At 58.8% G+C, this 24,740-nt stretch carries 24 protein-coding genes; 11 read left to right on the top strand and 13 right to left on the bottom strand.

The window, feature by feature from the left end:
* Positions 1 to 501 carry a retropepsin-like aspartic peptidase RloA2 gene (locus BM017_RS06865; RefSeq protein WP_071494368.1) on the bottom strand — a complete coding sequence of 167 codons (501 nt, stop codon included), beginning with the start codon at positions 499 to 501 and terminating at the stop codon, positions 1 to 3.
* A gap of 173 nt (positions 502 to 674) precedes the next feature.
* On the opposite strand from BM017_RS06865, the gene BM017_RS06860 reads away from it, so the two are divergent.
* The gene (locus BM017_RS06860; protein WP_092242195.1) at positions 675 to 1,553 is read left to right on the top strand and encodes an acyltransferase; all 879 of its coding nucleotides are present in this window, start codon (positions 675 to 677) and stop codon (positions 1,551 to 1,553) included.
* A 90-nt stretch (positions 1,554 to 1,643) separates the two neighbouring features.
* Here the strand turns inward: BM017_RS06860 and BM017_RS06855 are convergent, their stop codons facing one another.
* Together BM017_RS06855 and BM017_RS06850 are read right to left on the bottom strand one after the other, a co-directional pair.
* Positions 1,644 to 2,300, bottom strand: coding sequence for a hypothetical protein (locus BM017_RS06855; protein ID WP_092242190.1), 657 nt, complete (start codon positions 2,298 to 2,300; stop codon positions 1,644 to 1,646).
* Between the two features lie 195 nt (positions 2,301 to 2,495).
* Positions 2,496 to 3,068, bottom strand: a complete 573-nt coding sequence (locus BM017_RS06850) for a DUF2780 domain-containing protein (RefSeq protein WP_092242187.1) — start codon at positions 3,066 to 3,068, stop codon at positions 2,496 to 2,498.
* A gap of 135 nt (positions 3,069 to 3,203) precedes the next feature.
* Between BM017_RS06850 and BM017_RS06845 the strand changes: the two genes are divergently transcribed.
* The 5 genes from BM017_RS06845 (at position 3,204) to BM017_RS06830 (ending at position 5,773) form a co-directional block, all read left to right on the top strand.
* Positions 3,204 to 3,662, top strand: coding sequence for an anti-sigma factor (locus BM017_RS06845; protein WP_092242184.1), 459 nt, complete (start codon positions 3,204 to 3,206; stop codon positions 3,660 to 3,662).
* A gap of 396 nt (positions 3,663 to 4,058) precedes the next feature.
* The gene (locus tag BM017_RS29070) at positions 4,059 to 4,214 is read left to right on the top strand and encodes a hypothetical protein (RefSeq protein WP_170856043.1); all 156 of its coding nucleotides are present in this window, start codon (positions 4,059 to 4,061) and stop codon (positions 4,212 to 4,214) included.
* A 206-nt stretch (positions 4,215 to 4,420) separates the two neighbouring features.
* Positions 4,421 to 4,774: a hypothetical protein gene (locus BM017_RS06840; protein ID WP_092242181.1), complete on the top strand. Its 354-nt coding sequence runs from the start codon at positions 4,421 to 4,423 to the stop codon at positions 4,772 to 4,774.
* A gap of 53 nt (positions 4,775 to 4,827) precedes the next feature.
* Positions 4,828 to 5,232, top strand: coding sequence for a DUF3757 domain-containing protein (locus tag BM017_RS06835; RefSeq protein WP_092242177.1), 405 nt, complete (start codon positions 4,828 to 4,830; stop codon positions 5,230 to 5,232).
* A 157-nt stretch (positions 5,233 to 5,389) separates the two neighbouring features.
* Complete coding sequence (locus BM017_RS06830) at positions 5,390 to 5,773, top strand: hypothetical protein (protein ID WP_078050475.1); 384 nt, start codon at positions 5,390 to 5,392, stop codon at positions 5,771 to 5,773.
* A gap of 46 nt (positions 5,774 to 5,819) precedes the next feature.
* Here the strand turns inward: BM017_RS06830 and fdhA are convergent, their stop codons facing one another.
* The 7 genes from fdhA to glyA all read right to left on the bottom strand — a co-directional run bounded on the left by fdhA (position 5,820) and on the right by glyA (position 14,662).
* Positions 5,820 to 7,019 carry a formaldehyde dehydrogenase, glutathione-independent gene (fdhA, locus tag BM017_RS06825; protein ID WP_016972852.1) on the bottom strand — a complete coding sequence of 400 codons (1,200 nt, stop codon included), beginning with the start codon at positions 7,017 to 7,019 and terminating at the stop codon, positions 5,820 to 5,822.
* A 180-nt stretch (positions 7,020 to 7,199) separates the two neighbouring features.
* Complete coding sequence (gene purU / locus BM017_RS06820) at positions 7,200 to 8,057, bottom strand: formyltetrahydrofolate deformylase (RefSeq protein WP_005792124.1); 858 nt, start codon at positions 8,055 to 8,057, stop codon at positions 7,200 to 7,202.
* A 10-nt stretch (positions 8,058 to 8,067) separates the two neighbouring features.
* The gene (locus BM017_RS06815; protein WP_092242174.1) at positions 8,068 to 8,700 is read right to left on the bottom strand and encodes a sarcosine oxidase subunit gamma; all 633 of its coding nucleotides are present in this window, start codon (positions 8,698 to 8,700) and stop codon (positions 8,068 to 8,070) included.
* A gap of 103 nt (positions 8,701 to 8,803) precedes the next feature.
* The gene (locus BM017_RS06810) at positions 8,804 to 11,821 is read right to left on the bottom strand and encodes a sarcosine oxidase subunit alpha (RefSeq protein WP_092242172.1); all 3,018 of its coding nucleotides are present in this window, start codon (positions 11,819 to 11,821) and stop codon (positions 8,804 to 8,806) included.
* A complete protein-coding gene (locus BM017_RS06805) occupies positions 11,818 to 12,120 on the bottom strand; it encodes a sarcosine oxidase subunit delta (RefSeq protein ID WP_010207083.1) in 303 nt (100 codons plus the stop codon). The genes BM017_RS06810 and BM017_RS06805 overlap by 4 nt, the downstream gene beginning before the upstream one ends.
* A gap of 15 nt (positions 12,121 to 12,135) precedes the next feature.
* On the bottom strand, positions 12,136 to 13,386 hold the full coding sequence (locus BM017_RS06800; RefSeq protein ID WP_044271809.1) for a sarcosine oxidase subunit beta: 1,251 nt from the start codon (positions 13,384 to 13,386) through the stop codon (positions 12,136 to 12,138).
* A gap of 22 nt (positions 13,387 to 13,408) precedes the next feature.
* On the bottom strand, positions 13,409 to 14,662 hold the full coding sequence (gene glyA / locus BM017_RS06795; RefSeq protein ID WP_071490289.1) for a serine hydroxymethyltransferase: 1,254 nt from the start codon (positions 14,660 to 14,662) through the stop codon (positions 13,409 to 13,411).
* A 405-nt stretch (positions 14,663 to 15,067) separates the two neighbouring features.
* Between glyA and BM017_RS06790 the strand changes: the two genes are divergently transcribed.
* Together BM017_RS06790 and BM017_RS06785 are read left to right on the top strand one after the other, a co-directional pair.
* Positions 15,068 to 17,266, top strand: coding sequence for a hypothetical protein (locus BM017_RS06790; RefSeq protein WP_092242169.1), 2,199 nt, complete (start codon positions 15,068 to 15,070; stop codon positions 17,264 to 17,266).
* Positions 17,267 to 17,287: 21 nt separating this feature from the next.
* The gene (locus BM017_RS06785; RefSeq protein WP_092242166.1) at positions 17,288 to 18,316 is read left to right on the top strand and encodes an NAD(P)/FAD-dependent oxidoreductase; all 1,029 of its coding nucleotides are present in this window, start codon (positions 17,288 to 17,290) and stop codon (positions 18,314 to 18,316) included.
* A gap of 20 nt (positions 18,317 to 18,336) precedes the next feature.
* Here the strand turns inward: BM017_RS06785 and BM017_RS06780 are convergent, their stop codons facing one another.
* Positions 18,337 to 19,065: a TraX family protein gene (locus BM017_RS06780; RefSeq protein ID WP_092242163.1), complete on the bottom strand. Its 729-nt coding sequence runs from the start codon at positions 19,063 to 19,065 to the stop codon at positions 18,337 to 18,339.
* Between the two features lie 90 nt (positions 19,066 to 19,155).
* Between BM017_RS06780 and BM017_RS06775 the strand changes: the two genes are divergently transcribed.
* Together BM017_RS06775 and BM017_RS06770 are read left to right on the top strand one after the other, a co-directional pair.
* Positions 19,156 to 20,196, top strand: coding sequence for a threonine aldolase family protein (locus BM017_RS06775; protein ID WP_092242160.1), 1,041 nt, complete (start codon positions 19,156 to 19,158; stop codon positions 20,194 to 20,196).
* A 176-nt stretch (positions 20,197 to 20,372) separates the two neighbouring features.
* Positions 20,373 to 20,570 (top strand): hypothetical protein, encoded by a 198-nt coding sequence (locus BM017_RS06770; RefSeq protein ID WP_092242156.1) that lies wholly within the window; start codon positions 20,373 to 20,375, stop codon positions 20,568 to 20,570.
* A 57-nt stretch (positions 20,571 to 20,627) separates the two neighbouring features.
* On the opposite strand, the gene gbcB is transcribed toward BM017_RS06770, so the two are convergent.
* On the bottom strand, positions 20,628 to 21,728 hold the full coding sequence (gbcB, locus tag BM017_RS06765; protein WP_092242153.1) for a glycine-betaine demethylase subunit GbcB: 1,101 nt from the start codon (positions 21,726 to 21,728) through the stop codon (positions 20,628 to 20,630).
* 281 nt (positions 21,729 to 22,009) lie between these two features.
* Between gbcB and gbcA the strand changes: the two genes are divergently transcribed.
* Entirely contained in the window at positions 22,010 to 23,305 is a 1,296-nt protein-coding gene (gbcA, locus tag BM017_RS06755) for a glycine-betaine demethylase subunit GbcA (protein WP_071490295.1), read from the top strand.
* A gap of 659 nt (positions 23,306 to 23,964) precedes the next feature.
* Here the strand turns inward: gbcA and BM017_RS06750 are convergent.
* Positions 23,965 to 24,735: an electron transfer flavoprotein subunit beta gene (locus BM017_RS06750; RefSeq protein WP_092242150.1), complete on the bottom strand. Its 771-nt coding sequence runs from the start codon at positions 24,733 to 24,735 to the stop codon at positions 23,965 to 23,967.
* Positions 24,736 to 24,740: the final 5 nt, after the last annotated feature.

Below are 24,740 nucleotides of genomic sequence, written 5' to 3'. Positions count from 1 at the left end.
TCAGCAGTCCGGTTTGTCAGCAGTGTAGCGACGCGCCGGGTTGACCGCAGCGCCGAACTCGCGCAGAGCCTTGGCGCCGATCAGCAGCGGATAGTTGAAGCTGCTGCGGTCGGTGAGGTTGACCTCAACGGTGCGTTTGACGTCGCCCAGGCACATTTCCAGGTCGATCACCGGGCGCTTGGCCACGGTGGCTTCGTCCTTGTCCTCGTCTTCGTCGGCGCGGCTCTTGATCTTGCTGATGCGCGAGACTTTGTGTTCGTAGACCTTATCGGACGCGTCCTTGCCGCCGAGGCGGAAACGCACCCAATCGTCACCGTCACGGGTGAAGGTCTGGATGTCGCGGGCCGACAGCGAGGCGGTCAGCGCGCCAGTGTCCATCTTGGCCTTGAAGGTTTCGCCGATCTCCGGCAACTGGATGTATTCGTAGCGACCGTAGAGGGTCGGCTCGGCGGCCATGACCGGCAGGGCAACCAGGGCGAGGGAGGCAAGAAACAGTTTCACGAAGTGATGTCCTCGGAAAGAAGTAGGCGGATTCTAGACCGCAAAAGCGCCGGTTAGTTAGCTAACCCCACCATACCCGGCACATTGTGAAACATTCGTACGGTGATTTGCGATTTGGCCTCTAGACTCACCTTGCTTATGATGGCCCGCCCACAAGATTCCAAGAGTTACTTATGCGCCGCCTGCTCACCGGCTGTTTCGTCACCCTGCTGCTCTTGCTCAACACCCTCGTGCTGTTCGGCCCGTTGATGGTGTTTGCCCTGCTCAAGCTGGTAGCCCCGGGGCGCTTGCGTGACTACATGTCATGGGCGGTGATGTGGATCGCCGAGACCTGGGCCGAGATCGACAAGCTGATTTTCTCGCTGTGCATCCCGACCCAGTGGGACATTCGCGGCGGCGACGATCTGCGGGGTGACACCAGTTACCTGGTGATCAGCAACCACCAATCCTGGGTTGACATCCCGGCCTTGATCCAGGCCCTCAACCGGCGTACGCCGTTCTTCAAATTCTTCCTGAAAAAAGAGCTGATCTGGGTGCCCTTCCTGGGCCTGGCCTGGTGGGCGCTGGATTACCCGTTCATGAAGCGCTACACCAAGGCATTCCTGGCCAAGCATCCGGAACTGGCGGGGCAGGATCTGAAGATCACCAAAGAGGCCTGTGAGCTGTTCAAGCGCCAGCCGGTGACGGTGGTCAATTATCTGGAAGGTACGCGGTTCAGCGAGGCCAAGCGCAAACAGCAGGGCTCACCTTTCACCCGCTTGCTCAAGCCCAAGGCAGGCGGTGTGGCATTCGTGCTGGCGGCGATGGGTGAACAACTGGATGCTGTGCTCGATGTGACGGTGGTCTACCCGCAAGACAGGATTCCAGGGTTCTGGGATTTGATTTGCGGATCGGTACCGAAGGTGATCATCGATATCCGCACCCGTGAGCTGGACCCGGCGCTGTGGCAAGGAGATTACGAGAATGATCCGGCATTTCGCCAGACCGTCCAGGACTGGGTCAACCAGCTCTGGGGCGAGAAGGATCAGCGCATTCAAAACCTTCTCAAATGAAAGTGTCAAAGACAGTAGGGCTGTTAAACCCTACTGTTTCAAAACTAAAGTTCAAGCCTGCGAGTTTATGCTATTGCAAAAAGTATCTCGTCATTGCTCAGGGCTGTTAGCAAAAAACGAATTGCTAAGAAGAGGCTTCAAACCCGAGCGCAAGTTTTCCGCTGCCTGCGAGATGTCGTCTACAGCAGCCCTAGCTTCCAGCAACGCCTTGTCTGCAGGCCGCTCTTTGGGCGGGGTGATTTCTTTTAGCAGGCCGTCACTGCCCTTCACAAAGAATTTACCGCCTTCAGGGATCACTTTGTCTGCAGGCCACTCTTTGGCCGGGGTGATTTCTTTTGGCAGGCCGCCACTGCCCTTCACAAAGAATTTACTGCCTTCGGGGAACCCTTTGTCTGCAGGCCACTCTTTGGGCGGGGTGATTTCTTTTAGCAGGCCGTCACTGCCCTTCACAAAGAATTTACCGCCTTCAGGGATCACTTTGTCTGCAGGCCACTCTTTGGCCCCGCCACTAAAAGAAGTCAGGAGTTGTTGAAACCCAGCCACCAAATTAGTGAGTGCCCGGTCAGGGACCGACCCATTAATCACCGCGTCCAAGTCATTTCGCAAGTTGTGCAGTAAGTTCGCGTTCAACCCCATATCACGCAAAAAATTGGGGGCAGTCAGCACAGGCTTGGTGCTCTGCAAGTTGGCGCCAATCTGGTTATATTGATTCTGAAGCGTTGTTTGCTGCGGATTAACAGATGTCATTAGTTCACCATTAATTCAGTCGATTTGCCCTTCAAACAGCACCGAAGTGATGCTGCGAAGGGTACAACTGCGTGGCACTCAGACTTCCTACCGTTCCTACCGCTTTACTACAACTCATTGCGCCGATAATCCAACTCATCATGAATAATGACGCAGAAATAATTACAGGAAATACACTCCTTGGAGAAAGGGCGATTAACCGCCTGTACCCCAGGCCTTGGCCAGCTTGCCCAGCACCGAGCTGCTGGCACCCTGACCACCCAGGTATTGCAGGATCACCGGGGCAAACTGGCCGACCATGCCACTGTCCATGCCCAGGGCGCTGAACGCGGTGTTCAGGTCGTTGGTGTTCTTCACGTTACCCAGCAGGCCATCCAGGCCGCTGGTCTTGCTACCGCCAGCCTGGCCGAGCATCCCGCTCAAGGCCCCGAGGCTGCCCAACGCATTATTCCCCGACAGTTGGTCGAGGCCAGGCACACTATTACCCAGTTGCGAATAGTCGTTGCCGCTCAATTTGTTCTTGGCCAGGCCCAGCATTGCGCCCGTACCGCCGACCGCTTGCTCGGGGGTGATGTTCAGTTGCGAGGTCAGGGCGCTCAGCAACCCGGCCGTCTCGGACGACGGCGCTGCTGCCGCTGCCTTGTTGTTACCACCCTGCATGCCGGAAATGGCATTGGCCGCGTCGCCAAGGCTGAACCCTGCGGCAAGCACCGGGCCGGCTGCCAGGGTCATCAGGCAGGAAAGGGCGAAACCGCGTGAAATCTTCATCGAAACAACCTCTGGGTGTAGGGGTGAAAGCAGGCGTTTGACTGGGTATCCGACGCATTGTTCCGGGCGGGCCGAGGAACCCAAGGGGAATACCAGAGTCCATGAAATGACTTCAACACAGCCAGGAATAGCCATATGAGCGCCACACGCCCCCAAGTGATTGAGCCAACGTCCCCATTCTGGAGCCGCCCACGTGTGTTTATCGGCGCCTGCATGGCCATCGTCGCCGGCCTCGGTGGCGCGCTCTACACCCAGGATAACGTCAAGTCCGCCGCCACCCTGGTGACCACGGCCCAGCAGCCGGCCGCTCAAATCATTGCGCACAAGGATTACCTCGAAGTTGAACCGATCGCCACGGCGGCCCCGGAGCCGGACCGCAGCCTGGAACTATGGGCCATTCCAGAAGGCAGCACGCCGGTTTCCCTGGGGCTGTTGCCGGAAGATGGCAAAGGCATTATCGGACTCAACCCGCGCCAGCAGAAAAGCATCCGCAAGCCGGTGGAGTTGATGGTGAGTTCGGAGACCAAGGGTGGTTCCATCAGCAAACAGCCGACGGGGCCGACCGTCTACCAGGGCGCACTGGCCACTCGCTGATTCCACAAACACCACAAACCCATGTGGGAGGGGGCTTGCTCCCGATAGCTGTAGTTCAGTCACAACTTTACTGACTGAGCCACCGCCATCGGAGCCCCCTCCCACATTGACATTCAGTGCCTGGGTGACTTGCTCGTGGCAAGGGATCGCGCTTTATAGTTCGGCCGTCGTCCACATGGCGACACGGGTTTGGCGACCCGGTGAATGGTGCAAAAGCTTCTGCTTTTTTGCAGGCCCTTTTGCGTCCGCAATAGCCGCTTTCATGGTGGCTGTGCGCGGGAGACCTTCGGGTCTGCCGGTTCCATTCCCGGTTCGCCAACCTGCGTACAGCTGCCACCCAATTCGTTTGGCGACGAATATATGTGTAGCCCACCTCTACTTGAATGGGTTCAAAACATGAACCGATACATGCCGCTCACCGGCCACGACAGCGCCACCCCATCCCTGCACACCGACACCCTCGTCCCCCAGGACTTCGACCTGCTATGCGCCATTCCGCTGTGCGACGGCTGCGATTTGCTCGATGTCATCAGCCGGCGATTGCAGGCTTAAAAAATTGCCGCAAAAAGGGCGATGCCCTGTCGCCCTTTCTGTACCTGCGTATGCTATTTCTGGCAGCTTCAAATATACCGACTCCCATATAAAACGAATTTCTCATACCGAATAATTATAAATTACTGTCATTTCTAACAGTACCCCACGCTAGCAAACCGTCTTAGCATTCAGACTTCACCTCACAATTCAATTAAGGATCAGATATGAATTATCAATTCGCCGTAGGGATGCTGGCTGCTTGTGTATTGGCCGGGGGCGCTCATGCAGCTGATATCGAGGACTGCCCGGCAACTAAAACCATTAAATCTGAAGCATTCCAAGAAACCATCCAAGGTAATAGCGTCGACGGTTTCAAATACACCGCCAAGAGCGGTGGTAAGGAGTGGACGGGCCAAACAGGTAACACTAAAGATGATTACCTGGCACCTGAATATGAACTCAAAGCAGAGACGTTCAATGTAGTGAATGGAAAGCAGCGCTGTGACTACGGAGGCAAAACGCTGATAAAAAATGGTGAAACTGCAGTTCCTAATCTAAGACTCACAGCACCGCAATAATTAATAAGGGCGACTTTGCGGTCGCCCTTCCCGCAACCCACAGGAGGCGGGTAATGAGAAGCTCACTGCTTGCAGGTATGTTGGCCACGATGGCCCTGGTGCACACTGTCGGTGCAGCGACCTCCACCTGTCCCTCGATCCAAGCCATCAAACAAACGGAGATGATCAATGGCGGTTACCGCTATGAGGCGTCACAACCTGATGGACGGGCCTGGATAGGTGAAAACCCGTTGGCTGCCGCTTCATACTTGAATGATTCGACCTTTCACGATGCCCGGTACGATGCAAATAACAAAACCGTCACCTGCACCTATAAGGGCCCCATGAATAACGACGCGAGCTTTTCGGTCACGCTCAAACCTGTGTCTGCCTGGAACCTTATCCCTCCTATTGGCGAGTGGAAAGGCACGTATTGCGAAGCCCTGGCAATTTCCAAGTGTTCATTTACGCATCAGTAAAAACGTCATCCGAATCATTCCGACCGTTCACGTTCACAAATCCTCAGCCAGCCGCCGACGTGCTTGCGGAACTGTAGGCCCGGCACGGCCCACCCAAGGCAGCCTTCTCACGATTTTCGACGCGAAGGTTCAGCCACAAACAAGGAACTGTGACGAGATGATCGGATTGATACCCAATATTTTTGCTGCCGCTACCGCACTCAACCTTCTCGATTTTCGCAGGCCACACCAGGCTTCGTCGGGCCAGGCCATCGACATCGGCCAATGCCCAGCCGTCAGCGACATCCACTCCAAACCCTACACGGACCCTGACCTGCCACCGCCCTACGGCGAAGGATATGAATACTCGGCCCACACCAGGGGCAGGACATGGAAGGGCCAGACAGCCGGAACAGATGACGATTATCTAGCCCCCAGGTACGCACTCAAGGCAGAGACCATCACCCAGACAGAGGGAAGGCTACGTTGTGACTATGGCGGAAAGACTGTCGTTGAAGAGGGTGTAACAGCCACTCCCTACCTGCGGCTCAACTCACAATAAATAATAAGGGCGACCCTGGGGTCGCCCTTATTATTTGCCCTGCTCTTTATGCCGCACTGAACAACTTATGCGGATCAATCACAAACTTCTTCGGCACGCCCGCATCGAACTCGCCATAGCCGCGCGGTGCGTCATCCAGGCTGATCACCTGCACACCGACGATTTCAGCAATGTTGATACGGTCCCACATGATCGCCTGCATCAGCTGGCGGTTGTACTTCATCACCGGCGTCTGCCCGGTGTGGAAGCTGTGGGATTTAGCCCAGCCCAGACCAAAGCGAATGCTCAGGCTGCCCATTTTTGCGGCGGCGTCCACGGCACCCGGATCTTCGGTGACGTACAGGCCAGGGATACCGATCTTGCCCGCCACGCGCACCACGCCCATCAGCGAGTTGAGTACGGTGGCCGGCGCTTCGGCCTTGACCCCTTCATGACCATGACCACGGGCTTCAAAGCCCACGGCATCGACGGCGCAGTCCACTTCCGGCTCGCCCAGCAGTGCGGCGATCTGTTCGTGCAACGGGGTGTCCTTGGACAGGTCGGCAATCTCGAAGCCCTGAGCCTTGGCGTGAGCCAGGCGGACCGGGTTGACGTCGCCGATGATCACCACTGCGGCGCCCAGCAGGCGGGCGGAGGCGGCAGCCGCCAGGCCCACAGGACCGGCACCCGCGATGTACACAGTGCTGCCCGGACCAACGCCGGCAGTGACGGCCCCGTGGTAGCCCGTCGGGAGAATGTCGGAGAGGCAGGTCAGGTCGCGGATCTTCTCCATGGCCTTGTCGCGATCCGGCAGTTTGAGCAGGTTGAAGTCGGCATACGGCACCAGCACGTATTCAGCCTGGCCGCCGGTCCAGTCGCCCATGTCAACATAGCCATAGGCGCCACCGGCACGGGCCGGGTTGACGGTCAGGCACACACCGGTGTGTTGCTCTTTGCACGAGCGGCAACGCCCGCACGCCACGTTGAAAGGCACCGAGACCAGATCGCCGATCTTCAGGTTCTCGACGTCGCTGCCCTTCTCGATCACTTCACCGGTAATTTCATGACCGAGCACCAGGCCGGTCTGGGCAGTGGTGCGGCCGCGCACCATGTGTTGGTCGGAGCCGCAGATGTTGGTGGAGACCACGCGCAGGATGACGCCATGCTCGATCTTCCTGCCACGGGGGTCCTGCATTTTGGGATAGTCGATTTTCTGTACTTCGACCTTGCCGTTGCCGAGATACACGACACCACGATTACCAGACATGCTTTCACCTCGCTGTTGTTTTTATGGAACTGCGTTGCCCGTTGGGTGGGCAGCGCGTTTAAGTGCTCGGGTACAGATGCTGTTCTTGCGTTGTTAGTGAGGGCCTCATCGGGGGCAAGCCCCCTCCCACATTCGACCGCATTCCAAAGGTGGGAGGGGGCTTGCCCCCGATGGCGTCAGTCAGAGCACCACCGTCCGATTGGCGTTCAAAAACACCCGCCGCTCAATGTGATACCCCACCGCCCGGGCCAACGTCAGCCCTTCGATATCCCGCCCCTTGGCAATCAAGTCCTCGGGATAGTGGCTGTGATCCACCACCTCCACGCCCTGGGCGATGATCGGGCCTTCGTCCAGGTCGTTGTTGATGTAATGCGCCGTGGCGCCTACTAGCTTCACGCCCTTGTTGTACGCCTGGTGATACGGCTTGGCGCCCTTGAACCCCGGCAGCAACGAGTGGTGAATGTTGATGGCCTTGCCATCGAGCTTGCGGCACAGCTCCGGCGACAGCACTTGCATGTAGCGCGCAAGAATCACCAATTCTGCGCCGGTGTCTTCCACCACCTGCCACACCTGACGCTCCTGGGACGGTTTGTCGTTGGGGTCGAGGGGGAAATGGTAGTAGGGAATCTGGTGCCAGTCGGCCAAGGGTTTCAGATCGGGGTGGTTGGACACCACCGCGACCACGTCCATTGACAGTTGGCCGATGCGCTGGCGATACAGCAGGTCGTTGAGGCAGTGATCGGCCTTGGATACCATGATCACCACTTTTGGCCGGTAGTTCGGCGCCGTCAGCTCGAAGATCATGCCGAAGGCTTCACCGCGGGTGGCCAGACCATCGCGGAACGCCTGTTCGTCAAAACCGTCGGGCTGGCGGAATTCCACGCGGATAAAGAACCGGCCCGAAAGCCGGTCATCGAACGAGTGGTGCTCGGTGACGTAGCAACCCTGCTCGAACAGGTAGCGGGTGACCGCGTCCACCGTGCCGAGCACGCTGGGGCAGTCGGCGGTCAAAATCCATGTATCGGGTGCGCGGCTCATGGCTCATTCCTCAGGCTTGGACGCTCAGGCCGAACTCGGCCGATGCATCCTGCAACCACAACCACCAGTAATCCGAGAAGCTGCGACGGATCACCAGCTCCCAGGTGTCTTCAGCCGTGTGGCGGATCACCAGTTGCGACTTGGCGAACACCGTGCCCACTGCCTTGCCCACCGGGAAGTTGTTGGGGTGTACGTCGTAGCTGGTGGACTTCATCAGCACATCGCGCACGTTCGGGCCGCTGAGTTCGAGGATCTGCTGACCGCCGCTGACATTGACGACCTGGATATGCAGGTCGCCCAGGGCGGCGCGCAGGTTTTGCTCGGCGGCGAATTCTTCACCGCTCGGCACGATCAGCAACCACTCATCCGGGCCGAGCCATTGCAGGCTGGTTTCGCCCTTGACGATCACTTGCAGCGCGCCGGGCAACTCGATGCCGATGGCTTTGTGCACGCCGGCGGCGAAGGCTGCGTCATGGCCGTCGCCACGAATCGTCAGATGGCCCAGGAGTTTCTTTTCACGCACGGTCACGCCGGCGTTCTTGCGGCCCTTGCCGACCAAGCTGGCGAGGTCGGCGTGGTGCAGCGACGACTCGGCCTTGGCGCCGGAGGTGGGGCGTTGTTGGTAAACATTGGCTGCTGTCATAAAGCACCTGTTCTGAATTCTGTTGTGAGGCTGCTGACCTCATCGGGGGCAAGCCCCCTCCCACAGGGGAATGCATTTCAACTTGAGGGAGGGGCTTGGCCTGTCAGATGTTCTGGCGATCGCCTTTGGGGTCGAAGAACACCGAAGAAACAATCTCCGCCTCGATCACGCTGCCATCGGCCTGCGGTGAGAACACCCGCTCGCCGATACGCTTCAAGCCGCCCTTGACCACACCCAGCGCAAACGAATAGCCAAGGGAGTTGTGGGCGTAGCTGGAGGTGACGTGACCGACCATCTTCATCGGGATCGATTGCTTCGGATCAAACACCAGCTGCGCGCCTTCCGGCAGCCACACCTTCGGATCGACCGGCTTCAAGCCCACCAGTTGCTTGCGTTCTTCACGCACACAGTCTTCACGGTTCATGCCACGCCAGCCGATCCACGAGAACGGCTTGGTACGGCCCACGCACCACCCCATGTTCAGGTCATCCGGGGTCATCGAGCCGTCAGTGTCCTGGCCGACAATGATGAAGCCCTTCTCGGCCCGCAATACGTGCATGGTCTCGGTGCCGTACGGGGTCAGGTTGTACTTTTTGCCGGCGTCGACGATTTTTTCCAACACACCCATGGCGTAGTCGGCCTGCACGTTGACTTCGTACGACAGCTCACCGGTAAACGAAATGCGGAACACCCGCGCCGGTACGCCGCCGACCAGGCCTTCTTTCCAGGTCATGAACGGGAACCCGTCCTTGTCCAGGTCGATGTCGGTGACTTCCGCCAGCAGCTTGCGGCTGTTGGGGCCGGACAGGGTCATGGTCGCCCAGTGGTCGGTGACCGAGGTGAAATACACCTTGAGGTCTGGCCACTCGGTCTGTTGGTAGATTTCCAGCCATTGCAGCACACGGGCAGCGCCGCCGGTGGTGGTGGTCATCAGGAAGTGGTTGTCGGCGAGGCAGGCAGTCACGCCGTCGTCGAAGACCATGCCATCTTCCTTGCACATCAGGCCATAGCGCGCCTTGCCCACGTCGAGCTTGGTCCAGGCGTTGGTGTAGATGCGGTTGAGGAACTCCCGCGCGTCGGGGCCCTGGATGTCGATCTTGCCGAGGGTGGACGCATCCAGCAGGCCGACGCTGTCACGCACGGCCAGGCATTCGCGTTTGACGGCGGCGTGCAGATCTTCACCGTTGCGCGGGAAGTACCAAGGGCGCTTCCACTGGCCGACGTCTTCAAACTCGGCACCGTTCTTCACGTGCCAGGCGTGCAGCGCGGTGTAGCGCACCGGTTCGAAGATGTGCCCACAGTGACGGCCCGCTACGGCGCCGAAAGTCACCGGCGTGTAGTTGGGACGGAACATGGTGGTGCCCATCTGCGGGATGGTCACGTTCAGCGAGCGGGCGGCAATGGCCAGGCCGTTGACGTTGCCCAGTTTGCCCTGGTCGGTGCCGAAGCCCAGCGCGGTGTAGCGCTTGACGTGCTCGACCGACTCGAAACCTTCGCGAGTGGCGAGTTCGATGGCGGCGGCGGTCACGTCGTTCTGCAGGTCGACGAATTGCTTCGGCGCCCGTGCAGTCGGCTTGTCGTGCGGTACTTGGTAAACCGCCAAAGTCGGCTCTTCCAGGCGGCTCAGCGCTTTGGGCAAGGTGCCTTCCACCGGCGCGAAACCGGCTTCGCTGGCCGCGCGCACGCCGCCTTCAAAACCATCCGCCAGGGAGTCGCCAAGGCCGTAGACCCCGTTGATCCCACCGACACACACGCGTTTCTGCGGCGCTTCGCCGGGTACAAACCCGAGGATATCTTCACGCCAGGTCGGCTTGCCGCCCAGGTGCGAAGCCAGGTGAACTACCGGGCTGTAGCCGCCGGAGCTGGCTACCAGGTCGCACTCCAGCCATTCGCCTGGGCTGGTGACTTTATGGGCTTTCACATCGATCGCGGCCACGCGGGCGGCGGTCACGTGCTTGCTGCCACGGGCTTCGATCACGGCGCTGCCGGTGAGGATACGAATGCCTTTGGCGCGGGCTTCTTCCACCAGCGCACCGCGTGGGTTGTGGCGAACATCGGCCACGGCCACCACTTGCAGGCCGGCATCGAGCCAGTCCAGGGCAACGCGGTAGGCGTGGTCGTTGTTGGTCGACAGCACCAGCTTCTTGCCCGGTGCCACGCCGTAGCGACGCACGTAGGTGGAGACCGCACCGGCCAGCATGTTGCCCGGCACGTCGTTGTTGCCGTACACCAGCGGACGCTCGCACGCGCCGGTCGCCAGCACCACGCGCTTGGCACGCACACGGTGGATACGCTGACGCACCACGCCAATCGGCGCACGGTCACCGAGGTGATCGGTGAGGCGCTCATGAATGGTCAGGAAGTTATGGTCGTGGTAGCCGTTGACGGTGGCGCGGGGCAACAGCACCACGTCCGGCAGGGCCTTGAGTTCAGCGATGACGCTGGCAACCCATTCCGCAGCCGGCTTGCCGTCGAGGCTTTCACGCGAATCCAGCAGCGAACCACCGAACTCTTCCTGCTCGTCGGCGAGGATCACGCGGGCACCGCTGCGGGCGGCGGCCAGTGCGGCAGCCAGGCCCGCAGGGCCGGCGCCGACGACCAGCACGTCACAGTGACGGTTGAAGTTGTCGTAGGTGTCCGGATCGTTCTCGGTCGGCGAGCGGCCGAGGCCGGCGGCCTTACGAATGTACTTCTCGTAGGTCATCCAGAACGATTGCGGGTACATGAAGGTTTTGTAGTAGAACCCCGGCGGCATCAGCTTGCCGCCGACCTTGCCGAGGATGCCCATCACGTCATTGTTGACGTTCGGCCAGCCGTTGGTGCTGGTGGCGACCAGGCCTTGGTACAGCGCCTGTTGCGTGGCGCGCACGTTGGGAATCTGGGTGGCTTCAGTGGCACCGATCTGCAGCACCGCGTTCGGCTCTTCGGCGCCAGCGGCAAAGATGCCGCGAGGGCGCGAGTACTTGAAGCTGCGGCCGATGATGTCGACGCCGTTGGCCAGCAGGGCTGCGGCCAATGTGTCGCCTTCAAAGCCTTTGTAGGTCTGGCCGTTGAAAGTAAACGTCAGGACTTTATTACGGTCGATCCGGCCACCGTTGGACAGGCGATTGGTCTGGCTCATACCTTCTCTCCAGAGGCCTTGGCGGTGAATTGTGGCTTCTCACCGATCTTGTAGGTTTCAAGAATTTCGTAGGTCAGGGTGTCGCGGGTCGCGTTGAAGTACTGGCGGCAACCGGCAGCGTGGATCCACAGTTCGTGGTGCAGGCCGCGCGGGTTGTCGCGGAAGAACATATAGTCGCCCCACTCTTCATCGGTGCAGGCATTCGGGTCCAGCGGGCGCGGGATATGCGCCTGGCCGGATGCGTGGAATTCCTCTTCGGAGCGCAGTTCGCCACAGTGAGGACAGAAGATATGCAACATAGGAAATTTCTCCTGTTAGTGGGCGACGGCCGCAGCGCCGTGTTCGTCGATCAACGCACCGTTGTGGAAACGGTCGATGGAAAAAGGTGCCGCCAATGGGTGCATTTCACCCTTGGCCAGGCTGGCGGCAAACACGTTGCCTGAGCCCGGCGTGGCCTTGAAGCCACCGGTGCCCCAACCGCAGTTGAAGAACATGTTCGGCACCGGAGTCTTGGAGATGATCGGGCACGCATCCGGCGTGGTGTCGACGATACCGCCCCACTGACGGTTCATGCGCACGCGGGACAGCACCGGGAACATCTCGACGATGGCCTGGATGGTGTGTTCGATCACCGGGTACGAGCCGCGCTGGCCGTAGCCGTTGTAGCCGTCGATACCGGCGCCGATCACCAGGTCGCCCTTGTCGGACTGGCTGATGTAGCCGTGTACGGCGTTGGACATGATCACGCTGTCGATAATCGGCTTGATCGGCTCCGACACCAGCGCTTGCAGCGGGTGGGATTCGATCGGCAGGCGGAACCCGGCGAGCGAAGCCATGTGCCCGGAATTACCGGCAGTGACTACACCGACACGCTTGGCGCCGATGAAGCCCTTGTTGGTTTCCACGCCGATGCACACGCCGTTTTCCTTGCGAAAGCCGATCACTTCGGTCTGCTGGATCAGGTCCACGCCCAATGCGTCGGCGGCACGGGCAAAGCCCCAGGCCACGGCATCGTGACGGGCCACGCCGCCGCGCCGTTGCACGGTGGCGCCGAGCACCGGGTAGCGGGTGTTTTTCGAGCAGTCGAGGTACGGGATCTCGTCGGCCACTTGCCTGGCATTGAGCAATTCGCCGTCCACCCCATTGAGGCGGTTGGCGCTCACACGGCGCTCGGAATCACGGATGTCCTGCAAGGTGTGGCACAGGTTGTACACGCCACGCTGGGAGAACATCACGTTGTAATTGAGGTCCTGGGACAGGCCTTCCCACAGTTTCATCGCGTGTTCGTACAGGTGCGCCGACTCGTCCCACAGGTAGTTGGAACGCACGATGGTGGTGTTGCGCGCGGTGTTACCGCCGCCCAACCAGCCTTTCTCGACCACGGCCACGTTGGTGATGCCGTGTTCTTTGGCCAGGTAGTAGGCGGTTGCCAGACCATGCCCGCCGCCGCCGACGATGACCACGTCGTAGACTTTCTTGGGGGTCGGCGTGCGCCACATCTTCTGCCAGTTTTCGTGGTGGCTGAGGGAGTGCTTGAAGAGGCCGAAGCCCGAGTAGCGTTGCATAGTCATTACTCCAAAACCGCGCTCAGCGATAAACCGGGAAATCAGCGCACAGGGCAGACACGTGCTTGGCCACGTTGGCCTCGACGTCGGCGTCGCCGAGGTTGTCGAGGATGTCGCAGATCCAGCCGGCCAGTTCGATGCACTGCGGCACTTTGAAACCACGCGTGGTCACCGCCGGGGTGCCGATGCGCAGGCCCGAGGTCACGAACGGCGACTGCGGGTCATTCGGCACGGCGTTCTTGTTGACGGTGATGTGGGCGCGACCGAGGGCGGCGTCCGCCTCTTTGCCGGTGAGGCCCTGACGGATCAGGCTGACCAGGAACAGGTGGTTATCGGTGCCGCCGGACACTACATCGTAGCCGCGTTTGATAAACACGCTGGCCATGGCCTGAGCGTTGTCGATCACTTGCTGCTGGTAAGCCTTGAAGCCTGGCTCCAGCGCCTCCTTGAAGCACACGGCCTTGCCGGCGATGACGTGCATCAGCGGGCCGCCCTGGGCGCCGGGGAATACGGCGGCGTTGAGTTTCTTTTCGATCTCTTCGTTGGACCTGGCCAGGATCAGGCCGCCACGAGGACCGCGCAGGGTCTTGTGGGTGGTGGTGGTGACCACGTCGGCGTAGGGCAGCGGGTTCGGGTACAGGCCGGCGGCAACCAGGCCGGCGACGTGGGCCATGTCGACGAACAGCAGCGCCCCCACTTTGTCCGCGATCTGACGGAAGCGTGGGAAATCCAGGGTCTTGGAGTAGGCGGAGAAACCGGCCACGACCATTTTCGGCTTGTGCTCCACCGCCAGGCGCTCGACTTCGTCGTAATCGATCAGGCCGGTGTCGGTGTTGATCCCGTATTGCACCGCGTTGTACAGCTTGCCCGAGGACGACACCTTGGCGCCGTGGGTCAGGTGACCGCCGTGGGCCAGGCTCATGCCCAGGATGGTGTCGCCGGCGTTCAGCAGGGCCAGGTACACGGCGCTGTTGGCGGACGAACCGGAGTGTGGCTGCACGTTGGCGTAATCGGCGCCGAACAGCTGCTTGGCGCGCTCGATGGCCAGGGCTTCAACTTTGTCCACATGCTCGCAGCCACCGTAGTAGCGCTTGCCTGGGTAACCTTCGGCGTATTTGTTGGTGAGGCCACTGCCTTGGGCTTGCATCACGCGTTTGCTGGTGTAGTTCTCTGACGCGATCAACTCGATATGATCTTCCTGGCGCTGCTCCTCGGCATTCATGGCCGCCAGCAGTGCGTCGTCATATCCCTGGATCTGGTCTTGTTTGCTGAACATCGCGTCTCTCCCAGCCTTTCGTATTGTTGAGGCCCGTGCAGGGCCCTTTGATGCGATGGTAGGGCTGGCGCAGACAGGTCAAATGCCTGCGCACGCCATGCAAAGGTGCGTTTACGACATGGGTTGCTGGTCGACCTCGTTTTCAACGTACACGAAGAGGCAGGCACCTGCCCGGCAGAAAGTTTTATATACAAACAAACCTACTGAAAGAGGCTTCTTACAAAAACCACTAATAGGCAAACATTAAAAGAAACTTTGAAAACACCCAATCAAATAACCACTTACAAAACGTCTTTTGCATTTCACCCTACATGAGAACTTAATTGCTCCCCGAGCAATACCTCGACTCGCGACAAGCCAACAACGCTATCTTGAAACTGACTTTTAAACCGCAGGAGAACAAACATGGCTTTAATTGATCAAGTCAAAGATATTTGCACCCGATTGGCCCCTGGTGGCTGGCATAACTTACTGCTTCATCACGGCCTCAACATCCTTGCACCGTCCTTGCAAGACGAACTTCGTAACATCTTAAAGGTGGATCGAACACTCGCCGGCTTTGAAGACTTCGCGTTAAGCGGAGTACGCGGCATTGAACCCGGCAACCCCGCACTCAGTTTGCTGTTTCACGCACTGGCCAACGCTAACGTAACAGTGGATGCGAAAGGTAATCCACTTCAGATTTACCCTACGGCTGCCGAGTTGGAAACGGTCATGAACTATGTTTACGGCAGCCAACCACCCAGCCTCCAGCAATTAAAAGAACGCGCCAATGGTGCGCCCATGGCTGTGGTCGTCTTTGCTAATGAGTACCGACCGGCACCTGATACAGTTCACAAAGAACAGGCCGATATGTGTTTTTCACGAACCGGCATATCACGCGTTGGCACCGCTGAACCTTTGTACGATGCGCAAAGTAGGGGGTTCCTACCTTTTGTTGCAGATGACAACCACGCCATTCGTGTCTTGCCTGCTCGATACGCCGCCTACATCGCCATCCAACGCAAGGGAGACGCCACAACTTTCGGCCCTATGCGCGTGCGCGAAGAGGACGAAACCCACGATTTTTGGGTACCCCTGCACAAACTGTTCAACGGCACCGAGTGCATTGCAGGTCTGAGCCTTGACGTCCAACTGACAGCGATGCACAAAAACGAGAAAATACGCCGCCTACACTTAATGTTGGGCGCCGGGTCGGGCTGGGAAGAACCAGACATCAGTCAACCACCTTTTGTCATAACCGAAGGGCTCGGCAACTGGCTTTGCGAACAGGAATTCGGCGCGGGGCTCATGGCAGCCTCGCCACGCAGATTTCTGGTTGAGGCGGCGCAATACAAAGGTAAACCGTTGACCTTCAACGTACCAAAATCGCCAAGGCTGTTAGCATCCACCCTGATCGGGCCCGAAAACGCTCCGGAATATGTGCACATTCGCCATAAAGTTGACGACGCCGGCAACCTTGTTAACTTCAACCAACAGCCAGGCATCCTCAGTGAGCTGGAAAAAGGCGACTTCCGAGCCCTGCATTACCTGGACTTTACCGCAGACGGCTGGATTCAAGCTCAGTGCCCAGCGCTGGACACCGCTTTTCCAACTCGCATACCCGCCTACTCTTTGCTGTGCGCTCCCGACTTCTACCCTCTGTGTAATCAGCGGCATCTGAGCGAGTGGCTGGAGACCCTGAGTCCGGACATTCAAAAAACCGTGTTTCAAACGCCCCCTGAATGCCTGTCCGACTCTCGCTATGCGGCCAATATCCAGTCTTTTCCCACCCTCTTTTCCAGCACTGATGTCAGCGTAACTGCGATTGTGGGTCACCATGGGTCAACTGTTGGGCAGTCGACTGCGGCAAAACCTGATACAGCGTCGGCAAAACGTGCCTCATGCCTTCCCGATGCCGCAGCGGGAGTATTTGCTCCTGGCTGGGATGTTGGTGCTGTCGAATACGAGAGTAGCTCGGGGGCCGTGCCGCACCTCGCAGCCTACAGGCTAGGCAGCCCTTTTCCAGAGGACGCAAAACTGTGTGCCGCGCTCAGTTCATTTTGGCCGGCAGTCGCTCCTGACGCCGCTCAATCCTTTGAACCCGACGCCGGAGCGGGCCCGACGATTAAACCGATGCTCGATCAGGAAATTGGCATAACTTCCGGTTTTTCTTGGGACGGCATCCCCGCACCACACAGTATTATTACCAACAACGTGACACAAATTGCTTATCACAGTTATCGCTATGGTGATTATACGGAAAGCGCTCTGGAAGGTAAGTTCTCACTCGCCCTGACCGGCAAGATTGATACATTGGAATACCAAAGACGTATTGATGCATTCCGACGCGTCAAACTTGCACTCGGCTCCCTGCATGAAAAATGGTTTATACGCTCGTTCAAAACTATAACTTCCGACGATTTAAGAGAGCTCGATTCCCCTCTAAATTCAAACGTCACCCTTGATACCACAGCATATCGATTCGAACTCTATCGCTATGAACCAAGCGCCTCTCCACATTTCAATAAAACCCTAATCAAAGTCATAGAAACTTCAAATTATCTCGTCTGGCCACATGTGATCTTTCACCAATCAGGCACGCGTCCATGGCAACCCGTTTAACCACAGCTAAAGTCCGACACGATGAATGACTACGATGTCGTCATAATAGGCGCCGGCCCGGCAGGATGCGCGGCGGCTATTGCTTGCGCTCAACATGGCCTGAGGGTGGCCATTGTTGAGCGCCTTTCATTTCCTCGCGAACGTCCTGGCGAAACACTGCATCCTGGCATTGAGCCTCTTCTTAAGCAGCTAGGCGTGATGAACCAAGTGCAGGCGGGCAAATTCATCAGGCCTTTTGGAAACTGGGTAACCTGGGATAAGGAACGAAACTTTACTCCCTTCGGAAATGATGCCGATGGCGCTTGGTCAGGGTTTCAAATACCCAGGTCCATATTGGATGGTTTTTTATTGGCCAAGGCAATCGCGCTGGGAGTCCATGCTCTGCAGCCTTGCCATGCAAAAAAGGTACTCCTGGAAAACGGTCGCGTCATGGGCGTACAAACCCTTACCGGGACTCTGTCTTGCCGCCAGCTTGTGGATGCCAGCGGCGCTCATGGCTGGCTCACACGTCAGCTCGGGCTGGGATCACGTTGCTACTCACCGCCACTTACGGCCCTGTATGGATATACGAGCGGAACCATCGACGAAAGTGCACTGGGTATTTTCGCCGATCGGCTGGGGTGGTATTGGACCGCACAGGTAGGACGAAAGCTGTATCACTGGACACGCCTCTATTTTGAGCACGATCAGATCTGCAAGGCATCTGCTGTTCCATCCTCCTTCGAACACCTGACCCGCGTGGGGAAAATGCAGGGTGCCGATGTTACTTGGAGAATCTGCGATCAATCGGCAGGCAGTGGCTACTTCATCGTGGGAGACGCCAGCGCGGTGATAGATCCGGGCGCCTCTCATGGGGTTCTTAAAGCACTAATGTCAGGAATGATGGCCGCCCAGGCTGTCGTCGAAGGATGTGCCAACCCAACGAATCAACAGGTTATTTCCCTGCAGTACCAACGATGGATACGGGACTGGTTCGAGAGCGATGTAAAAAGAATGCGTGAACTGTATCGTGCCCATCCGTTCCCTCCTCCGTGGCTTGAAAAGCCATAGCCAATACGGCCCTTGCGCGGTCAAGCAATCAGCTGTCGAACGGCAAGCAACACTATAAAATGCGCAGGGTAAAGGCTATACGCCCAGCGCCGCATGGCGGGTGGCGCGGCGTTTTTGGCATGTCGCAGCAGGACCAAGCCGAGCAGTGGCGCGATCATGCACACCGTCAGTCCCGACAGCGCCAAAAACGTACCGCTGTTGAGCAGGGCCTGCCATTGATTGGCTGCTACGCAGATCACGCCCGGCAAGACGCTGAAATACCAGGGGCGACTGAAGACCAGCAACATCGCCAACGGCAGTAATACGCCGAAAAAGCCGAACATCAAGTGCGCGGAAAAAACGGTCGCAATCGTGATGGCGATCAACGCCAATCCTCGATCAAAAAACGACTTCTGCTGCCATCCTCTGGCAACCAGCAAACCCAGCGCCAGGGTTGGCAACACATTCAATGTATCGGCATCGTCGATAAACATCCGGTACGGCACTTCGCTGATCACACTGGACAGCAGTAGCCATCCCAGGTAACGCCACTGGCGCGTCACCGGCGTGCCTGCGACCCGATGCAGGTTGGCCGCAATTGCCAGGCAAAACCACGGAAACGCCAGGCGCCCCGGCACATACAGGCCATCCAGGCTTAAACCGACATAGCGCAGGTGGTCCAGCACCATACTCAACAGCGCCAGCCACTTGAGCAGATCCAGGGCGCCATCGCGGACACGTCCGACAGGCATCGTTCCAGTACCGTGCATAATTCCCCAGTGACTTTGCATTTACAGTGCGTGCGCACCCGCGACAATCTTGGTTACAGTGCGCACCAACATCGACCACAGGAATGGGCCATGACCGACAAGAGCCAACAATTCGCCAGTGACAACTATTCCGGCATCTGCCCGGAAGCCTGGGCCGCCATGGAACAAGCCAACCAGGGTCATCAACGCGCCTATGGCGATGATGAATGGACCCACCGCGCCGCCGACGGTTTCCGCAACTTGTTCGAAACCGACTGCGAAGTGTTCTTCGCCTTCAACGGTACTGCCGCCAACTCGCTTGCGCTGTCTTCGCTGTGCCAGAGCTACCATAGCGTGATTTGCTCGGAAACCGCCCACGTCGAAACCGACGAATGCGGCGCGCCGGAGTTTTTCTCCAACGGCTCCAAGCTGCTCACCGCCCGCACCGAAAACGGCAAGTTGACCCCGGAGTCGATCCGCGAGATCGCCCTCAAGCGCCAGGACATCCACTACCCCAAGCCACGCGTGGTCACCCTGACCCAAGCCACGGAAGTCGGCAGCGTGTACACCCCGGAAGAAATCCGCGCCATCAGCGCCACCTGCAAAGAGCTGGGCCTGAACCTGCACATGGACGGCGCACGCTTCTCCAACGCCTGCGCGTTCCTCGGCTGCTCGCCCGCCGACCTGACCTGGAAAGCCGGTGTGGACGTGCTGTGCTTTGGCGGCACCAAGAACGGCATGGCCGTGGGCGAAGCGATCCTGTTCTTCAACCACAAGCTGGCCGAAGACTTCGACTACCGCTGCAAACAGGCCGGGCAGCTGGCGTCGAAAATGCGCTTTCTTTCGGCCCCGTGGGTAGGTCTGTTGGAAAACGACGCCTGGCTCAAACACGCACGCCATGCCAACCACTGCGCGCAGCTGCTGAGCAGCCTGGTGGCGGATATTCCCGGTGTGGAGTTGATGTTCCCGGTGCAGGCCAACGGCGTGTTCCTGCAACTCTCGGAGCCGGCCATCGCAGCGCTGACGGCCAAGGGCTGGCGTTTCTATACCTTCATCGGCAAAGGCGGCGCGCGTTTTATGTGTGCGTGGGATACCGAGGAAGAGCGTGTAAGAGAATTGGCGGCGGATATTCGGAAAGTGATGGGGGCCTGAGACTACGGGCCTTCCAGCCCGTTTTCAGAGACTGTTTGTACGTATTTCTGACAGTATCTATCTAGCCCCTGCCCTGGATAAGATCTCGTCACCCCGAACCAATGGACGCGTTGTTTCGGGGCTGACTGCCTGCCGAATAGTCGGCTGGAAATGGATATCCCACAGAGGGCAACATCATGGAAATTCAATGCTACACGACTGCTTCTCAGCTTCAATCCGACACCAACGCCACCCTCGTCGGCCTGGACGACCTGAGGAAACTGGCGAACGTTGGTGACGCTATCATCGAGCCTTCAAGGCACTTTACCGTCACGGGTAAAGAGTTCGAAATGACAGCATCGGGTGCGTATCTCATCAACCTGTTTGTGCGTTAAGCACTGACTGTGGGAGGGGGTTCTACACCCCTCCCACATTTAGAGCGGCTTCGTTAGTCAGAACTCGATACGCACATCACCCTTCGGCACGCTGCAGCACGACAGGATGTAACCCTCGGCTTCATCTTCCTCGGTAATCCCGCCGTTGTGGTCCATCTCGACCTCGCCACCCAGCTTCATCACCTTGCACGTACCACAGATGCCCATGCCGCAGGCTTTCGGGATCAGCAATCCAAGCTTCGCAGCAGCGGCGTGGACAGTTTCGCCAGGGGCCACGCGAATACTTTTGCCCGACGCAATGAACTCCACCTGATGCAGATCCGCCAAGTCGATTTCCGGCGCGTCGGCGGCCTGTTCGGCTTGTTCTACCGCATCCGCACGGGCCTCCGGCGGCGTGGCGCCAAAGGACTCCTCGTGATACCGCGTCATGTCGAAACCCGCCACTTCCAGCAGGCGCTTCACCGCATTCATATACGGTGTAGGCCCGCAACAGAACACTTCGCGCTCGAGGAAGTCCGGCACCATCAGTTCGAGCATCTTGTGGTTCAGGTAACCGCGATAACCGGCCCATGGCTCGCCCAGCCCATGCTTCTCGCAAATCAGGTGCAGGCTGAAGTTGTCGATCCGCGACGCCATGTGCTCCAGCTCGCGGTGGTAGATGATGTCTTTCGGCGAGCGGGCGCTGTGGATAAACGTCATGTCGACGTTGGCGTTGGTGTCGTAGAACCAACGGGCCATGGACATCACCGGCGTGATGCCGACGCCGCCGCTGAGGTACAGCACCTTCGGGCTCGGATAGTCGATGGCATTGAACAGGCCTACCGGCCCGTGCACCGCCAGTTCCTGGCCCTCGTGCAACGTGTCGTGCAGCCAGTTGGAAACCTTGCCGCCCGGCACGCGCTTGATGGTCACCGAGAAGCTGTACGGCACCGACGGCGAGCTGGAAATGGTGTAGGAACGCATGATCGGCTGGCCTTCGATCTCCAGTTCCAGGGTGACGAATTGCCCTGGCTTGAAGAAGAACAGGATCGGCTGATCAGCCATGAAGCAGAAGGTGCGTACGTCCCAGGTTTCCTGGATGACTTTGACGCACCGGACAATGTGCCGACCATTGGCCCAGGTCTGGGTGGTTACCGGATTCAGGAAATTATTGGACATGTTGTTCTCCACCGCCGACGTCGGCCTTATGGTGGCGATTCTGCGTAACGCCGGAACCGCCCATTTACCTATCTGCGACATTCACATACTTATCGCGACCAGCCCCCAACGACCTAGGGTTGCGCGTCGGGAACAGATTGGGCCATGTCGCCCATGGATAAGGTTCTGACGTTGCGCGGCCCCACACTCGCTCCCAACAACGACGCTTTCTTTATGCCTTGCGTAGTACAACCGTAGCCACTATTCGCCGGCCACACAGAATGGCCATGAGGACACACACGATGGACGTCACCGCAACCTTAAGCTTGGGCGATCCGCTGGAACCCGCACGCAAGGCCACCGCGCAGATGCTGCAAGAGCGCGAGCGCACTTTCTCGCTGCCACAGCCGTTCTACTCTGATGAGCGGCTGTTTGATATCGACATGCAGGAGATCTTCCAGAAAGAGTGGTTGATCGCAGGCATGACCTGCGAGATCCCCACCAAGGGCAATTACCTGACCCTGCAAGTGGGCAAGAACCCGATCATCGTGATCCGTGGCGCCGAAGGCGTGGTGCACGCGTTCCACAACGTGTGCCGCCACCGTGGCTCGCGCTTGTGCACCAGCGACAAGGGCAAGGTCGCCAAACTCGTGTGCCACTACCACCAGTGGACCTACGAGCTGGACGGCCGCCTGCTGTTCGCCGGCACCGAGATGGGCGCCGACTTTGACATGAAGCAGTACGGCCTCAAGCCAGTGAACGTGAAGACCGCCGGCGGCTACATCTTCATCAGCCTGGCGGAGAACCCGCCGGCCATCGACGACTTCCTGTCGACGCTGAACCACTACATGGAACCCTACGACATGGAGAACACCAAGGTGGCGGTGCAAACCACCTTGATGGAAAAAGCCAACTGGAAGCTGGTGCTGGAAAACAACCGCGAGTGCTACCACTGCAACGCGTCGCACCCGGAACTGCTGAAAACCCTGCTGGAATGGGACGACGTCACCGATCCGCGCGCCGACCAGGCGTTCAAGGACCATGTAGCCGCCTCCGCCGCCGCCTGGGATGCCGAGAAGATCCCTTACGCCCACGCCAGCTTCGGCTTGCGTAACCGTATCGTGCGCATGCCGCTGCTCAAAGGCACCGTGTCGATGACCATGGACGGCAAGCAGGGCTGCGCCAAACTCATGGGCCGCATCAAGAACCCGGACCTGGGCTCGATGCGCATCCTGCACCTGCCCCACTCCTGGAACCACTGCATGGGCGACCACATCATCGTGTTCACTGTGTGGCCGATCAGCGCCCAGGAAACCATGGTCACCACCAAGTGGCTGGTGCACAAAGACGCCGTGGAAGGTGTTGACTACGATGTGGCACGCATGCGCGAAGTGTGGGACGCCACCAACGACCAGGATCGTCGCCTGGCCGAAGAGAACCAGCGCGGGATCAACTCCACCGCTTACCAGCCTGGCCCGTACTCCAAGACCTATGAGTTCGGCGTGGTGAACTTCGTGGACTGGTATAGCGAGCGCATGCTGCACAACCTTGGGGCCGCTCCGGCGCCCTACCTCAAGGGTGTTGCCGCTCACGAATGACACGTTGGTCCGGGGGGCTGAATTGTGCAAAAAACATTCAACCCCCTGCTTCCCCTTGTTTCCCCTGCCCTCCAGACTTTGCCCAACAACTTATCCACAGAGCCACCCACAGCAATTGTGGACAAGCGCCGCACCAGCCTGAAATTAAGTGAATAAAATCCGTGACTTATTCAAACCAGTGAGTCTGGCCCGGCTTTGTTCGTTTTTTGAACAACCTACTGAAAGCCATGATTTACGTGGCTTGTAGCAGTACACGAACACCTTATCCACAGATGCACCAACAGACTTTGGGGGCAACTCCGATCACGCTGTGGAAAACCACCTCAAAGCTTCACGAATCTAGGCTTTCAGGCGTCTCAGCTGAGAAACCGCTTACATCGATCAGATTTTGATCAACTCCATGCAGGCCTTTATTAATAAGGTCCTCAGCCGAGAGCGAACACGTTATCCACAGAAGCACCAACAGACTATGGGGGCAAGTCGGTTCAGCGAAATACACCGACGCAGCGAAAAACCCCATCAAAAACCTTCAGTTAGCTTGGTTATTTTTCGTACATGGGACTCTAGGGCTTGATTCATAAGGGGTGTGGACAACCGCGAACAGGTTATCCACAGACAGGTCAACAGGGATTGTGGGTAAACACAGTCCCTGTTCACGTTCAGCGAACCACACCTTCCTCAACCAATAGCTTGAGGATCGCCTGCGCACCCTCTTCCGGGCTCACACCCTTGAGCACTTGCCCACCGCCACCACTGGCCTTGGCCGTGGCGGCTTTCATCCGGTCAGCGCCGCTCTTGGCCTTGATCACCTTGAGACGCTTGGGCCGTGGCTTGGCCGGCTGCAACACCGCCGCATGGAACAGCTCATCCTCTTCAATCTGGACTTCATGGGGCGCCAACTCACCGCGTTGCGCCGGGCCGTAGGCGCTTTGCCGTGGCTTGGGCGCAGCGTTATCCACCGTCGCCAGGAACGGCAGGCGCACCTTCAAGCGCCGCCGCTGACCACGGGGCAAGGCTTGCAGCACATGGGCCACACCGCCGTCGATGGACTCCACCTGCGCCAGCCCCACGATCAGCGGCCAACCCAGTTGCTCGGCCAGCAGGAACGGCAGCATGCCCGAGCCTTCACCGGTTTCGGCCTGGCTGCCGGCGAGCACCACTTGGGCACCCGCATCGCGCAGGTACTCGCTGAGCACCGGCAACGCATCGCTACCCGCCGGTTGCTCCAGCACATGCAATTGCGGCAGGCCCATGCCCAGGTAGCTGCGCAGGGTCGGTTCGGCGATGTTGCCGGCGTGCAGCACCTGCAACTTATCCCCAGCCATTTGCAGGCCCAGCTCCACGGCTCGCGCATCCTGCTCGGCACGGCGCGGGCGCCCGGAAGTCGGGTGGGCGCCGATGGACACCAGGCTGATTACATTCGTCGTCATGGTCG

The organism is Pseudomonas sp. NFPP04 (assembly GCF_900113815.1).
Classification (GTDB): domain Bacteria; phylum Pseudomonadota; class Gammaproteobacteria; order Pseudomonadales; family Pseudomonadaceae; genus Aquipseudomonas; species Aquipseudomonas extremorientalis.
This window is presented reverse-complemented; position numbering and strand designations above follow the sequence as displayed.